This is a genomic window from Pseudomonas sp. Pseusp11 (assembly GCF_047304405.1).
In the GTDB taxonomy this organism is placed as follows: Bacteria; Pseudomonadota; Gammaproteobacteria; order Pseudomonadales; family Pseudomonadaceae; genus Aquipseudomonas.
In genome coordinates, this window is record NZ_JBGLZF010000001.1 from 181,482 (window position 1) to 194,723 (window position 13,242).

The 13,242-nt window shown below is 59.1% G+C and carries 18 protein-coding genes; 10 read left to right on the plus strand and 8 right to left on the minus strand.

Annotation, left to right across the window (positions count from 1 at the left end; genetic code table 11):
* The first annotated feature begins 172 nt into the window (after window positions 1-172).
* Window positions 173-454 (plus strand): GNAT family N-acetyltransferase, encoded by a 282-nt coding sequence (locus tag ACCC96_RS00840; protein ID WP_007939987.1) that lies wholly within the window; start codon window positions 173-175, stop codon window positions 452-454.
* Window positions 455-520: 66 nt separating this feature from the next.
* On the opposite strand, the gene ACCC96_RS00845 is transcribed toward ACCC96_RS00840, so the two are convergent.
* Together ACCC96_RS00845 and ACCC96_RS00850 are read right to left on the minus strand one after the other, a co-directional pair.
* Window positions 521-1,597, minus strand: coding sequence for a 3-deoxy-7-phosphoheptulonate synthase (locus ACCC96_RS00845; RefSeq protein ID WP_018929799.1), 1,077 nt, complete (start codon window positions 1,595-1,597; stop codon window positions 521-523).
* Window positions 1,598-1,785: 188 nt separating this feature from the next.
* Window positions 1,786-2,229, minus strand: coding sequence for a PilZ domain-containing protein (locus ACCC96_RS00850; RefSeq protein ID WP_081628265.1), 444 nt, complete (start codon window positions 2,227-2,229; stop codon window positions 1,786-1,788).
* Between ACCC96_RS00850 and ACCC96_RS00855 the strand changes: the two genes are divergently transcribed.
* The 5 genes from ACCC96_RS00855 to cysB all read left to right on the plus strand — a co-directional run bounded on the left by ACCC96_RS00855 (window position 2,228) and on the right by cysB (window position 6,184).
* Entirely contained in the window at window positions 2,228-2,614 is a 387-nt protein-coding gene (locus ACCC96_RS00855) for a thioredoxin family protein (RefSeq protein ID WP_258672885.1), read from the plus strand. The two genes, ACCC96_RS00850 and ACCC96_RS00855, sit on opposite strands and share 2 nt — an antisense overlap.
* A complete protein-coding gene (locus ACCC96_RS00860; RefSeq protein WP_413694723.1) occupies window positions 2,611-3,567 on the plus strand; it encodes a putative 2-dehydropantoate 2-reductase in 957 nt (318 codons plus the stop codon). The genes ACCC96_RS00855 and ACCC96_RS00860 overlap by 4 nt, the downstream gene beginning before the upstream one ends.
* Window positions 3,568-3,590: 23 nt before the next feature.
* Window positions 3,591-4,496: a 5'-nucleotidase gene (locus ACCC96_RS00865; protein ID WP_018929795.1), complete on the plus strand. Its 906-nt coding sequence runs from the start codon at window positions 3,591-3,593 to the stop codon at window positions 4,494-4,496.
* Window positions 4,497-4,592: 96 nt separating this feature from the next.
* A complete protein-coding gene (locus ACCC96_RS00870; protein WP_007939995.1) occupies window positions 4,593-5,096 on the plus strand; it encodes a universal stress protein in 504 nt (167 codons plus the stop codon).
* Window positions 5,097-5,209: 113 nt separating this feature from the next.
* Window positions 5,210-6,184, plus strand: coding sequence for an HTH-type transcriptional regulator CysB (cysB, locus tag ACCC96_RS00875; protein ID WP_007899921.1), 975 nt, complete (start codon window positions 5,210-5,212; stop codon window positions 6,182-6,184).
* A 13-nt stretch (window positions 6,185-6,197) separates the two neighbouring features.
* On the opposite strand, the gene ACCC96_RS00880 is transcribed toward cysB, so the two are convergent.
* Both ACCC96_RS00880 and ACCC96_RS00885 read right to left on the minus strand, forming a co-directional pair.
* Window positions 6,198-6,680 carry a GreA/GreB family elongation factor gene (locus ACCC96_RS00880; protein ID WP_018929794.1) on the minus strand — a complete coding sequence of 161 codons (483 nt, stop codon included), beginning with the start codon at window positions 6,678-6,680 and terminating at the stop codon, window positions 6,198-6,200.
* A 14-nt stretch (window positions 6,681-6,694) separates the two neighbouring features.
* Window positions 6,695-7,093, minus strand: coding sequence for a hypothetical protein (locus ACCC96_RS00885; protein WP_413694724.1), 399 nt, complete (start codon window positions 7,091-7,093; stop codon window positions 6,695-6,697).
* Window positions 7,094-7,217: 124 nt separating this feature from the next.
* Here ACCC96_RS00885 and earP point away from each other — a divergent pair, with 124 nt between their 5' ends.
* Complete coding sequence (gene earP, locus ACCC96_RS00890; protein ID WP_413694725.1) at window positions 7,218-8,360, plus strand: elongation factor P maturation arginine rhamnosyltransferase EarP; 1,143 nt, start codon at window positions 7,218-7,220, stop codon at window positions 8,358-8,360.
* Window positions 8,361-8,408: 48 nt separating this feature from the next.
* On the plus strand, window positions 8,409-8,978 hold the full coding sequence (locus tag ACCC96_RS00895; RefSeq protein ID WP_007940000.1) for an elongation factor P: 570 nt from the start codon (window positions 8,409-8,411) through the stop codon (window positions 8,976-8,978).
* Between the two features lie 73 nt (window positions 8,979-9,051).
* Here ACCC96_RS00895 and ACCC96_RS00900 read toward each other — a convergent pair whose 3' ends face one another.
* The 3 genes from ACCC96_RS00900 to ACCC96_RS00910 all read right to left on the minus strand — a co-directional run bounded on the left by ACCC96_RS00900 (window position 9,052) and on the right by ACCC96_RS00910 (window position 11,225).
* Window positions 9,052-9,471 (minus strand): organic hydroperoxide resistance protein, encoded by a 420-nt coding sequence (locus tag ACCC96_RS00900; protein WP_018930027.1) that lies wholly within the window; start codon window positions 9,469-9,471, stop codon window positions 9,052-9,054.
* 266 nt (window positions 9,472-9,737) lie between these two features.
* Window positions 9,738-10,199 carry a MarR family winged helix-turn-helix transcriptional regulator gene (locus ACCC96_RS00905; RefSeq protein ID WP_026286713.1) on the minus strand — a complete coding sequence of 154 codons (462 nt, stop codon included), beginning with the start codon at window positions 10,197-10,199 and terminating at the stop codon, window positions 9,738-9,740.
* A 69-nt stretch (window positions 10,200-10,268) separates the two neighbouring features.
* Window positions 10,269-11,225 carry a LysR family transcriptional regulator gene (locus ACCC96_RS00910; protein WP_413694726.1) on the minus strand — a complete coding sequence of 319 codons (957 nt, stop codon included), beginning with the start codon at window positions 11,223-11,225 and terminating at the stop codon, window positions 10,269-10,271.
* Between the two features lie 125 nt (window positions 11,226-11,350).
* Between ACCC96_RS00910 and ACCC96_RS00915 the strand changes: the two genes are divergently transcribed.
* A complete protein-coding gene (locus ACCC96_RS00915) occupies window positions 11,351-12,085 on the plus strand; it encodes a sulfite exporter TauE/SafE family protein (RefSeq protein ID WP_019650549.1) in 735 nt (244 codons plus the stop codon).
* Here the strand turns inward: ACCC96_RS00915 and ACCC96_RS00920 are convergent.
* On the minus strand, window positions 12,075-12,929 hold the full coding sequence (locus tag ACCC96_RS00920; protein ID WP_019650550.1) for a LysR substrate-binding domain-containing protein: 855 nt from the start codon (window positions 12,927-12,929) through the stop codon (window positions 12,075-12,077). The two genes, ACCC96_RS00915 and ACCC96_RS00920, sit on opposite strands and share 11 nt — an antisense overlap.
* Before the next feature lie 96 nt (window positions 12,930-13,025).
* Here ACCC96_RS00920 and ACCC96_RS00925 point away from each other — a divergent pair, with 96 nt between their 5' ends.
* Complete coding sequence (locus tag ACCC96_RS00925; RefSeq protein WP_018930023.1) at window positions 13,026-13,241, plus strand: DUF1127 domain-containing protein; 216 nt, start codon at window positions 13,026-13,028, stop codon at window positions 13,239-13,241.
* Window position 13,242 lies beyond the last annotated feature (1 nt).

Below are 13,242 nucleotides of genomic sequence, written 5' to 3' on the forward strand. Positions count from 1 at the left end.
CGTCCCTTGAGCATTTTTGCCAATGGTGCCTACTATTTGATACGTGCTCGGTTGCGCGAGATTGGTGCGGCTCTCTCGGTGTCCATTCAGGCACGGGGTGGCGTAGTTGTTCCTTCGCCGGAAAAACATCGGTAAGGTAGGGGTCAGAATTAAAGACCCGCGAGGAGTAGTGATGAGCGAGGCGTTGTCCATCCACCATGACCAGGCTGGTCATCAGTTCGAGACCACTGTGGACGGTTATCGTGCCTACCTGACCTATATGGATCTGGGAAAACAGACCCTGGATATCTATCGCACTTTTGTGCCCAACGCGTTGCGTGGCCGCGGCATCGCGGCGGCTTTGACCGAGCAGGCGCTGCAATATGCTGATGAAATGGGCTACACGGTGATTCCATCGTGCTCCTACGTGGAGCGCTACATGGAGCGTCATCAGCGGCATGCCGCCAAGCTGTGAGCAAAACCAACGCATAAAAAAAACGCCAGGTTCAAACCTGGCGTTTTTTTATGCGCGAAACGGCGATCAGCTGCGATTGCGTTTAGGCAATACGTCCTTGAGCTTGGCATGCATGCTGCGCAAGGTGTTTTCAGTGGCAGTCCAATCGATGCAGGCATCGGTGATCGACACGCCGTATTGCAGGTCGGCGAGGTCTTTCGGGATTGCCTGGCAGCCCCAGTTCAGGTGGCTTTCGACCATCAGGCCGATGATTGACTGGTTGCCTTCGAGGATCTGGTTGGCGACGTTCTCCATCACCAGCGGTTGCAGGGCCGGGTCCTTGTTGGAGTTGGCGTGGCTGCAATCGACCATGATGTTCGGCTTGATGTTGGCCTTTTTCAGCGCTTGCTCGCAGAGCGCGACGCTGACCGAATCGTAGTTCGGCTTGCCGTTGCCGCCGCGCAGTACCACGTGACCATAGGCGTTGCCCTTGGTGGTGACGATCGACACGCCACCTTCCTGATTGATGCCCAGGAAACGGTGCGGGCTGGAAACCGATTGCAGGGCGTTGATGGCCACCGTCAGGCCGCCATCGGTGCCGTTCTTGAAGCCGACGGCCGAAGACAGGCCGGAAGCCATCTCACGGTGCGTCTGGGATTCGGTGGTGCGTGCGCCGATCGCCGACCAGCTGATCAGGTCCTGCAAGTATTGCGGGGAGATCGGGTCGAGGGCTTCGGTTGCGGTCGGCAGGCCCATCTCGGCCAAGTCCAGCAGCAACTGACGACCGATGTGCAGGCCATCCTGAATCTTGAACGAGTCGTCCAGGTACGGATCGTTGATCAAGCCTTTCCAGCCAACGGTGGTGCGTGGCTTCTCGAAATACACGCGCATGACCAGATACAGGGTATCGGACACTTCGGCCGCGAGCACTTTCAGGCGCTCGGCGTATTCGTGGGCAGCCTTGATGTCATGGATCGAGCACGGCCCGATCACGACGAACAGGCGGTGGTCGGTGCCATCAAGAATGTTGCGAATGACTTCGCGGCCCTTGGTGACGGTGCGCAGGGCAGCGTCGCTCAAAGGAATATCACGCTTGAGCTGATCGGGAGTGATCAGAGTCTCGTTGGAGGCGACGTTTAGGTCGTTGATCGGTAAATCAGCCATCGTTTACTCGTCAGGTCACGGGTGCCGGCCGCCAGCGAACCCGCGCGGCGGAGCACAGCAAATTAAGCGCGTCGGGGAGCAGAACCTTAGCGCGTTACACCGTGGCTCGACAATGGGCAGACACCGGTTTAATGGGCATTCCCCATCAGTTTCCCCACCGTGGCGGGGAAACTGATGGGGAATGCACCCTAACCGGCCATTGGCTGCGCAAATGCCTTGCTGACTGTATCGTGGGAGAACTCGTCGGCGTGCTGCTGGACCCATTCGAGGGCCAGGGTCTCATTGCTCTGCTGTTGGCTTTGGGGTTCATGCTGACGGCAGTAACGTTCGATCTGGCAGATCTGCTCACCCATCCGCGCGCAAAACAGCGTCTGTTCGTCGACGAAGGCGATCCCCACCAGATAGCCGCGTTTTCGTCGCAAACACCACGCCACATAACCCAGGAAACGCAAGTCCGGGTTCAGGGTCGGCATGCGTATTTCCAGCGCCGTACCGTGGCGCCACGCGCGGTGGTAATTGCAAGCCATGCCGCCGAGGCTGATAGTGTGCAGCTCTTGCCGCGAAATACACTCATGTTTGAGCAACGTTAATTCGACGGGCACATCGTCAGGATGAGGAAGATAACGTCTCATGAACACGGACTCCCTGTGTCGGCCACTTGACACTGTTTCTCCCAGTATAGTGGTCGAATCGGAACTGACCGATTTCGACGCCGACCAACGGTTGCTGGCGATGAGCGGCATTTCACTGGTGATTTTTACCAGCGTTGGCTGCGCCAGTTGCCGTTTTGCCCGCGAGCAGTTGCCCAGCCTCGAACTGGCGGTCGATCGGCTGTGCTGGATCGATGCCGGGAGCAATGGCGGGGTGGTCGAGCGTTATCGGGTCTTTCATTTGCCGGCACTGTTTGTGGTGCGCGACGGTGAGTATTTCGGGGCGCTACAGTCGCGCCTGACCCGCACAGCGCTCAACGAGGCTGTGGACCAGGCGTTGAGTCGACCAGCAGAGGAGCTGCCATGACAGGCACAGTGGCCAAGCCGACAATCGGCATTATCGGGACCGGCGCGATCGGTGGTTTCTACGGGCTGATGCTGGCGCGTGCCGGCTTCGACGTGCATTTTCTGTTGCGCAGCGAGTTTTCAGCGGTGGCCGAACGCGGCTTGCATCTCGACCATGCGTCGTTGGGCCCGCTGACCTTGAACCCGGTCCAGGCCTATTCGTCGGCTGCCGACATGCCGCCCTGTGACTGGCTGCTGGTGGGCGCCAAGACCACCAGCAACGCGGACCTGGCACCGTCCATTATTCAAGCAGCCGCACCTGATGCCAAAGTGCTGTTGCTGCAAAATGGCCTGGACGTCGAAGACCATCTGCGCGAGTTGCTCCCCGATTCGCTGCACCTGCTGGGCGGGCTTTGTCTGATTTGCGTCCATCGCGCCGGCCCCGGGGTCATCACCCATCAAGCGCTGGGGGCGGTGAATGTCGGCTATCACAGTGGCCCCGCCGCCGATGCACAGGCACGCATGAACATCGTCGAGGAGGGCGCCGGATTGTTCCGCACTGCCGGTATCGACGCCCAGGCCATGCCGAATCTGCAACAGGCGCGCTGGCAGAAACTGGTCTGGAATATTCCCTACAACGGTCTGTCGGTGCTGCTCGGGGCCAGCACCACACCGTTGATGGCGGATGCCGACAGCCGCGCGCTGATTCAGGCCTTGATGGCCGAAGTGGTTCAGGGGGCCAAGGCCTGCGGTCATGACATGCCGCCGGGTTACGCCGATTATCTGTTCATGATGACCGAGAAAATGCCCGACTACTGGCCGAGCATGCATCACGATTTTCTGCACAGGCGGCCACTGGAACTGGACGCTATCTACACTCGGCCACTGGCAGCGGCGAAGGCGGCGGGATGTGAGTTGCCGCGAATCGAGGCCTTGTATCGCAGCTTGAGTTTTATCGACCGACGTAACCACTGAGTCGGTCAAAAAGGGGGAAGGGCATGGCAAATGTCATAGACGACAAACTGGTGCTGGCGATTTCTTCGCGAGCGCTGTTCGACTTGAGCGAGAGCCACAAGGTCTATCTGTCGAGCGGCGTCGAGGCTTATCGGCAGTACCAGATCGAACACGAAGACGAAATTCTCGAGCCCGGCGATGCATTCCCGTTGGTGGAAAAACTCCTGAACCTGAATACCCGTCTCGGCCGTGCCCGGGTCGAGGTGATCCTGGTGTCGCGCAACAGCGCCGACACCGGCCTGCGGGTTTTCAACTCGATTCATCACTATGGCCTGTCGATCTCGCGTGCGGCGTTCGTTGGCGGGCGCAGTCCTTATCCGTACCTCAAGGCTTTTGGTTGCGACCTGTTTCTTTCGACCCATGCCGAAGATGTGCGCAATGCGCTGGAGGCCGGATTCGCCGCAGCGACTATTCTATCGGGCGGTGCCAGTCGCGCTGCCAGCGATGAATTGCGCATTGCTTTCGACGGTGACGCGGTGCTGTTTTCCGACGAGTCGGAGCGGGTCTATCAGTCGGGAGGCCTGGCGGCGTTTCAGGCCAGCGAGCGTGAGGCGGCCCGCGAGCCTTTGCGTGGCGGGCCGTTCAAAGGCTTCCTCGCGGCGCTCAATCTGTTGCAGCGTGAGTTCCCCGATGATGCCTGTCCGATTCGCACCGCGCTGGTGACCGCGCGATCGGCGCCGGCCCATGAACGGGTGATCCGCACCTTGCGCGAATGGGACATTCGTCTGGATGAATCGCTGTTTCTTGGCGGCCTGACCAAATCGGCTTTTCTCGAAGCCTTTGCCGCCGACGTATTTTTCGACGATCAGGCAGGCCATTGCGAGCTGGCCCGTGAAGTGGTCGCCACCGGGCATGTGCCCCATGGCATCAGTAACGAGCCGTCGGTTTAAAACCCGGCGGTTCAATGCGTTGCGCCGGACGCCGCACTCGCCACGGCACTGCTAAGCTGAATCAATCTCCGCCATGTTGGCATTCGAGGAGGTCATATGATTCGTTCGATGCTGTATGCCACTGACTTGGGTCTGTACGCACCATTGGTGATGCAGCATGCCTTGGAACTGGCTCGAACATTCAATGCCGACTTGTATGTGGTGCACGCGGTAGAGCCCATGGGGCTGTTTGCCGAATCCGTGTTGCAGAGCTATCTCGACGAGAAGGCCTTGAACGAATTTCACAGTCAGGGTCTGAACAATGTGATCGCCAATATTCAGCAACGGGTGCTCGACAACTTTCGCGAAGAGCTGGGGGATGAAGGAGAGCAGGATTTGCAGCGGATTCAGGCTGTGCGGGTGCTGCAGGGCGATCCGTCGCAGGTGATTCTCGACCAGGCGCAGAAACTCTCTGTCGATTTGCTGATCGTAGGGAGTCACAGCCATGGTGCTGGCGCGGAAACGCCGTTGGGTCGAACCGCTGCGCGCGTGTTGCAACTGGCCAGGGTACCGGTCTATTTGGTGCCGCTGGTAGAGCGTCGCCGCAAAGAGGATCGCTAGAACACGAATAATGGCATTTTGACAAAAAAGTTCTAGATTTATTGGTCTAACCATTAATATAGTTATATACCGTCGCTGATGCCCGTGGCGTCTACCTGCTTTGAGGGATTCATATGAAGCTTCAACAACTGCGCTACATCTGGGAAGTGGCGCACCACGACCTCAACGTTTCTGCTACAGCCCAAAGCCTCTACACCTCGCAACCGGGCATCAGCAAACAGATTCGTCTGCTGGAAGACGAATTGGGGGTCGAGGTTTTCGCCCGCAGCGGCAAGCATCTGACCCGCGTTACCCCGGCCGGCGAGCGCATCATCACCACCGCCGGTGAGATCCTGCGCAAAGTTGAAAGCATCAAACAGATCGCCCAGGAATTCTCCAACGAGAAAAAAGGCACCCTGTCGATCGCCACCACCCACACCCAGGCGCGTTATGCATTGCCGCCGGTGATCAGCAATTTCATCAAGCAATACCCGGACGTTGCCCTGCACATGCACCAGGGTTCGCCGATGCAGATCGCCGAGATGGCTGCGGACGGCACCGTCGATTTCGCCATCGCCACCGAAGCCCTGGAGCTGTTCGGTGATCTGGTGATGATGCCGTGCTATCGCTGGAACCGCTGCGTGGTCGTGCCTCAGGGCCACCCGCTGACCAAGCTGTCGAAGCTGACCCTCGAAGCCCTGGCCGAATACCCGATCGTGACGTACGTATTCGGTTTCACCGGCCGTTCGAAACTCGACGAAGCCTTCAGCCACCGTGGCCTGACACCGAAAGTGGTGTTCACCGCCGCTGACGCCGACGTGATCAAGACGTACGTTCGCCTGGGGCTGGGCGTGGGTATCGTGGCGAAAATGGCAGTCGATACCAAGCTCGATAGCGACCTGGTGGTGCTCGATGCCAGCGAGTTGTTCGAATCCAGTATTACCAAAATCGGTTTCCGTCGCGGCACTTTCCTGCGTGGCTTCATGTGCGACTTTATCGAGAAGTTCGCTCCGCACCTGACCCGCGAAGTGATGGCCAAGGCCATTCAGTGCCACAACAAACAGGAACTGGAAGAGCTGTTCGACGGCGTCGAACTGCCGGTCCATTAAGCGTCAACAGACGCTAGACCACCTCGGTGACAGCAAACTGTTGCCGAGCGCCCGCCACCAGTATCTCCACTTCATCCCCTTCGAACTTGCCCAGCAGGCTTTTACCCAGCGGCGAACGAGGGGTGATGACAGTAATCAGTTGCCCCACCAGATCAATCTTCAATCCGGCTGCGTCGGGGGCCAGGAACAGCCATTGCTCGCGACCCTTTTCGTCTTCCAGGCCGAGCAGGGCGCCGACTTCGATGCCGCGCCGCTCGTCATAAGGCCGCAGTGTCAGGTTCTGGCAAAGGGTCAATGACAGCCTGATTTCCTCCACCCGCCTGGCCTGTCCGGCCGCCAGATAAGACGCCTCCAGCCCCAGGGTGTCGTACTTGTTTTCGGCTATGTTTTCTTCGTGGGTCGCGGTTTCGTAAGCGGTTTGCGCGGCACGCTCGGCGATGTCGAGATCAATCCGCAGCTTGTCGATAATCAGTTGGTGGACGGTCGGCTTGTGCATAGAGAGCTTCATGATCAATCGCAGAATTGCAGGACGTTGGCGCGGCTTTTTTCGCTCGGCGCGGTCTGGTCCTGTTGCAGCCAGAACTGACATTTTGGATTGGCCAGATTGTGTTTGCTGCTTCTGGCCTGCTCCACCATTTGCTGCTGATCGTTCCTGCGCAGGTGTTCCTCGTACTGTTCGAACATCGGGTTTTGCGCAGTGGGTTGTTCAATCACCGGCGGCTTGGCCAGTTGCTCCACCGCCTGGGCCAAGGGTGCCAATTGCTCGTTGAACAACAGGCGCCAGGCGAGCCAGCAAGTCAGTGCGATCGCGATAAATCCCAGCCACAAACCGAGGGCGATGCTGCCGGTCAGTTGCAGCGCATTGAGCTGGATCGGCATGGAGCGGCGCGGGTGGGGACGGTAGGGCATGACTGCCTCCTGGCGGGTGGTCGCGGGCGAGTGGCGATTGTCGCACGAAGATTAATCGTCGTCGGCTCTTCTGCGCGGGGTAATTTATGCGGACAATCGGCGCTTTTGCCAACGGGAACCTGGAATGCCTGAAATGAAAACCCGCTGGGATATTTTTTGCACCGTGGTCGACAATTTCGGCGACATCGGTGTGACCTGGCGTCTGGCCCGCCAACTGGTGGCCGAACATTCAGTGACGGTGCGCTTGTGGGTCGATGACCTGCGGGCCTTCGAGCGGTTGTGTCCAGAAATCGACATCCACGCCGCGCAGCAGTGGCAGCAGGGTGTCGAGGTGCGACAGTGGTCAGCGCACTGGCAACCCACCGAAGCCGCAGATGTCGTTATCGCAGCGTTCGCCTGCCAGTTGCCGAGTGCTTATATGGAGGCGATGGCCGAGCGGGAAAAGCCGCCGCTGTGGATGAACCTCGATTATCTGAGCGCCGAAGACTGGGTCGTCGGTTGTCACGGCTTGCCGTCGGTGAAGTACAAGAACGTGCAGAAGTTCTTTTTCTTCCCGGGTTTCCGCAAGGGCACCGGTGGCTTGCTGCGTGAGAGGGGATTGCTCGAACGACGTCAGCAGTTTCAGCAAAATCCCGAGGCTCAGCGAGAGTTCCTGCAAGGCCTGGGGGTTGAACGCGCCCCGAATGCACAGCTGATCTCGCTGTTCGCCTACGAGAATAACGGGCTGGCCAGTTGGCTCGACGCCATGGCTGCCGACTCGACGCCCACTCATCTGTTGGTGCCCGAGGGGCGGATTCTCGGCGACGTCGAACGCTGGCTCGCAGTGGACGGGCTGACGGCCGGCGCGGTGCATGTGCGCGATGCCCTGACCGTGCAAGTGCTGCCGTTCGTCCGGCAGGATCAATATGACCTGTTGCTGTGGAGCTGCGATTTCAACGCCGTGCGCGGCGAAGATTCCTTTGTTCGCGCGCAATGGGCAGGCCGGCCACTGCTCTGGCACATCTATCGGCAGGACGAAGATATCCACCTGGACAAGCTCGACGCCTTCCTGACCCTGTACACCCAAGGCCTGTCCAAGCCTGCTGGCGAGGCGATCAGCGGTCTATGGCGGGCATGGAATGCAGGTGAGACAATGGGCGAGTACTGGAAATCAACCCGCAAACATTGGCCGGAACTGGAAAAACATGCCGAGGCGTGGTGTCTGGAACAAGCCTTGCAGGCAGATCTTGCCGCAGCGCTGGTACAGTTTTACCTAAATTGGATATGATACGCGGCCTAGATTTTTGTAAATCCCATCCAAATTCGGATATTCGCAATGAAAACTGGTAAAGAACTGAAACCCGGTATGGTGATCCGTATCGACAACGATCCTTGGCTGGTTCAGAAAGCTGAATTCACCAAGTCGGGTCGTAACAGCGCGATCATGAAGACCAAGCTGAAAAACCTGTTGACCGGTTACAAGACCGAGACCGTTTACAGCGCCGACGACAAACTGGACGACGTGATCCTCGACCGCAAAGAAGCGACCCTGTCCTTCATCAGCGGCGACTCCTACACGTTCATGGACACCACTGACTACACCATGTACGAGCTGAACGCTGAAGACATCGAAGCCGTTCTGCCTTTCGTTGAAGAAGGCATGACCGATGTTTGCGAAGCGATCTTCTTCGAAGAGCGTCTGGTTTCCGTAGAACTGCCGACCACTATCGTGCGTCAGGTTGACTACACCGAAGGCTCCGCTCGCGGTGATACTTCCGGCAAGGTGATGAAGCCTGCCAAACTGAAGAACGGTACCGAGCTGTCGGTTGCTGACTTCATCGAAATCGGCGACATGATCGAGATCGATACCCGCGAAGGCGGTTCCTACAAAGGCCGTGCTAAATAAGCACCGCTTGAGGAATGAAAAAGCCCGACCATTGAGTCGGGCTTTTTTGTGGGCGAATGATCAAGATCAGTGATTAAACGGCAACGTGCAGGCGCACATCGACGTTGCCACGGGTGGCGTTGGAGTACGGGCAGACCTGGTGGGCGGCGTCGACCAGGCTTTGTGCATCGGCTTGTTCAAGACCCGGCAGGCTGATGTGCAGGTCGATGTCCAGACCGAAACCGCCAGGGATCTGGCCGATGCCGACATGGGCGGTGATCGAGGCGTCGTCGGGGATTTTGCGTTTGGTCTGGCTGGCGACGAATTTCAGCGCGCCGATGAAGCAGGCGGAATAGCCGGCGGCGAACAGTTGTTCAGGGTTGGTTGCCGCACCGCCGGCGCCACCGAGTTCTTTCGGGGTCGCGAGTTTGACGTCGAGGACGTTGTCGCTGGAGATCGAACGACCGTCACGGCCGCCGGTGGAGGTTGCGATTGCGGTGTAGAGAGTTTGCATGGTGTGAGCCTCGTTTTGAATTGGATGTTTCGCGCTAAATGTTTGCGCGCTAAGTAAGTGCGAAGTGAATGTAGCTCGCTAATATTTAGCGCGCAAGATAAATTTTTGAAAAAAACTGACCCTGCCCATCACCTGGAGATTCGATCAGGCGGGAGATGCTTGAGATAGAGGCTTTCGTACGGGATTTATGCGAAGTGAATTTTTTTGCGACGGGGAGGACGCCTTCGCGGGCGATCCGACTTGCCCGCGAAGAACGATAACGCGGTCTAAAGGCTGTCTTGCAGGTGGCTGCGCAGCTCCTGGAGATCCGCTTGCAGCTTCTTCAACTGTTCCAGCGTCTGCCCGCTGGCGCCGAGGATGCACTGCGGAATATCGCGTGCTTTGTCTCGCAGCGCATGGCCTTGCTCGGTGAGTTCGACAATCACTACCCGTTCGTCTTCGCGGCTGCGGGTGCGGCTCAGCAGGCCTTCGGCTTCCAGGCGTTTGAGCAGCGGGGTGAGGGAGCCGGGATCGGTCAGCAGTCGGCTGCTGATTTCGCCGACCGTCAGCCCGTCCTTTTCCCACAACACCATCATTGCCAGGTACTGCGGATACGTCAGGCCCAGCGCTTGCAGCAGCGGCTTGTAGACCTTGGTCATCAGCAAGGAAGTGGAATGCAGGGCGAAGCAGACCTGATTATCCAGCAGCAGGTTATCGCAGTTGTCCGGGGTGTCGCGCTCGGTGTTCATTTCAAAGCCTTGATCAGTGATCGTCATGAATCTAGCGGGCGAATCTTTAATGCGCCAGATAATTATGGACTAGTGGCGGTCCAGGTTGGTTTGCAGCGCCAGATCCCACGGTGGGATGGGGCTGAAACGGGTCTTCAGGTATTCCAGCAGCAAGCGGCTACGCGAACTGGGCTGCTGCTCCAGGCGTAACGCATAAATACCGGTGCTTTCCGGTTGTGGCAGACCTTTTTCGCAGAACAGGGGCAGCAGTTCGCCGCGCAATAAATATTCACTGGCCAGCCAGGTCGGCAGATGCGCGACACCCAACCCGGCCAGTGCGCCGCAGACCAGCGCCTCGGCGTTGTTGGCGCTCATGCGGATTCGCGCAGGCCGGTGCAAGTGCATCTGCCCATCCCGCTCGAAGCGCCAGGCGAACGGCGGAGCCAGGCCGTCCCAATCCAGGCCGTCGTGGTCGACCAATTGCGCCGGCTCGGTCGGCACGCCACGGCGTTGCAGGTAATCGGGGCTGGCGCAGGCGATGCGCACCATGCTCGCCAGCGGCGTGGCCACCAGCCGGGTATCGGCGATTTGCCCGGCACGCAGCACCAGATCGACCTTGCCCAGGTTCGAACCCTGCATGTCGACAAAGCTGTCGATCAGGTGCAATTGCACGTCGAGGCCGGGGTAAAGGGTCAGGAAGTCGGCAATCACCGGTGCCAGATGGCGTCGTCCGAACGCTGCCGGCGCATCGACCCGAATCAAGCCTTCCGGCGCATTACTCAGGGACACCGCTTCCGCCCGGGCCAGCCGCAGCTCCGCGACGATCCGCCGCGCGCGTTCGGCAAAGGCCAAGCCTGCCGGGGTGGCCCGCACCGCGTGGGTGCTGCGAATGAACAGCTGACTGCCGACGGCGCTTTCCAGGCTGTCGATGCGTCGCGCGACGGCTGATGGTGTCAGAGGATGGTGGCGGGATGCGGCGGAAAAACTGCCGGTTTCCAGCACATCCAGAAACAGCCCGAGTTGTTCGGTCAATTGATTGGGGTTCATGGCTTCGTCAACGCTTGTGCGAATTTGGCACAGCCATTGTGCGTTGCTGTGCGTTTCCCCGCCAGAGCCGACTGCGTAGGATGAACAGCCTGACAAGAGGAATACCGCCTGTGATTGAGTTCGTGATGTACCTGGTTTTTGGCGCTGCCCTGGGCACCCTTGGCGGGCTATTCGGCATTGGTGGCGGGTTGGTGGCGATTCCGCTGCTGGGCGTGTGGTGCGGTCTCGATCAGCAGGTCGCCCAAGGCACGGCGCTGGTGATGGTGGTGCCGAACGTGATGCTGGCGCTGTGGCGCTATCACCAGCGCAATCGCATCGAATTGCGTCATGCGCTGCCATTGGCTTCGATGGGATTCTGCTTCGCCTGGATCGGGTCGATCTGGGCGGTGGGGGTTGATGCGCAAACCATGCGGGTGGGGTTTGTCGCGTTCCTGGTCGCGCTGTCGGCCTACAACCTGATGCGAATGTTCACCGCCACCGCGCCGGCGTCTTCACAGATGCATTATTCATGGCCGTGGCTGGGTGTGCTCGGCGCGGCTTCCGGGACCATGGGTGGGTTGTTTGGCGTGGGCGGGGCGGTGGTGGCAACGCCGGTGTTGACCAGTCTGTTTGGCACCAGCCAGGTGGTTGCCCAGGGCTTGTCGCTGGCGCTGGCATTGCCGAGCACGGGCGTCACGTTGGCGACTTATGCGGTGCACCATCAGGTGCACTGGGCGATCGGTATACCGTTGGCGGTCGGTGGATTGATGAGCATCAGTTGGGGCGTGAGAATCGCCCACGCACTGCCGGAGCGGCTGTTGCGCGGGCTGTTCTGTGGGTTTCTGGTGTGCTGCGCGGTGATGCTCGCCTTTAAAGTTTGAAGCCTTCGATGATGTGTTCGGCCAGGCATTCGGTGATCGGTGAAGGGTTGTTCAGGTTGCGGATCAGCATGATGCTGGCTTCCGGCAGCAGGGGCAGGTCCTGGTCGGCGCCGAGGATGCGCATGTCCGGCGTGATCAGGCTTTCCAGTTGCGCGGTGATCGCTAGCCCCGCGCTGACCACCGCCATCAATGCCGACAGGCTGGAGCTGTTGTAGGCAATGCGGTAATCGCGGCCCATGGCGTCCAGCGCATTGCACGCCCAGACGCGGCAGAAACAATCACTGTTGAACATCGCCAGCGGCAGCGGCGTCTGCTCGTGGGCGTTGAAGCATTGGGCTTCGGCCCAGACAAAACGCTCCTTGCGCAACAACTGGCCGATCTCGTTACCCGGCTCGCGGGTGACGATGGACAGGTCCAGGTCCTGGCGCTGCAACAGTTGCCGGGTCGATTCGCAATGAACCTCGATCTGGATCAGCGGGTAAAACTGCGCGAAGCGCGACAGGATGCCCGGCAGAAAGCGCATCACGTAATCGTCGGGCGTGCCGATGCGCACCGTGCCGACCATGTGCGGCTCGCGCAGGGTATTGAAGACTTCGCTGTGGAGTTTGAGTATGCGCCGCGCATAGCCGAGCAACACCTGGCCTTCGGCGGTCAGCTTGACCTGGCGCCCGTCGCGTTCGAACAGCTGGCGCTGCAACACGTCCTCTTCCAGACGTTTCATCTGCATGCTCACCGCCGACTGGGTGCGGTTGACCATTTCCCCTGCGCGGGTAAAGCCGCCCTGATCGGCGATCGCGACGAAGGTGCGCAGTACATCGGTGTCGATACTGGGATAGGCGGACATTCATCAATCTCCGAGATGTATGCCATCAGAAACATTCGTTGGATTGATCTTAGCGCTGCAGCGAGACTGGATCCATCCCTAAAGGAGGGCTACACGATGAAAGGTCACAACGAGCATGTAACGGAACAAAAATTCTCAATCCACGCGGTATCCGATCTGCTGCACAAGTTTAGTCGCTGGTACGAACTTCACCGTGAACGTGAATTACTGGCGAGCTTGAGCGACGAAGCACTGAAGGATATCGGCGTGAGCCGCGCAGATGTGGAGCATGAGGCAGTAAGACCGTTCTGGGATGATCCGATGCACAAATGAT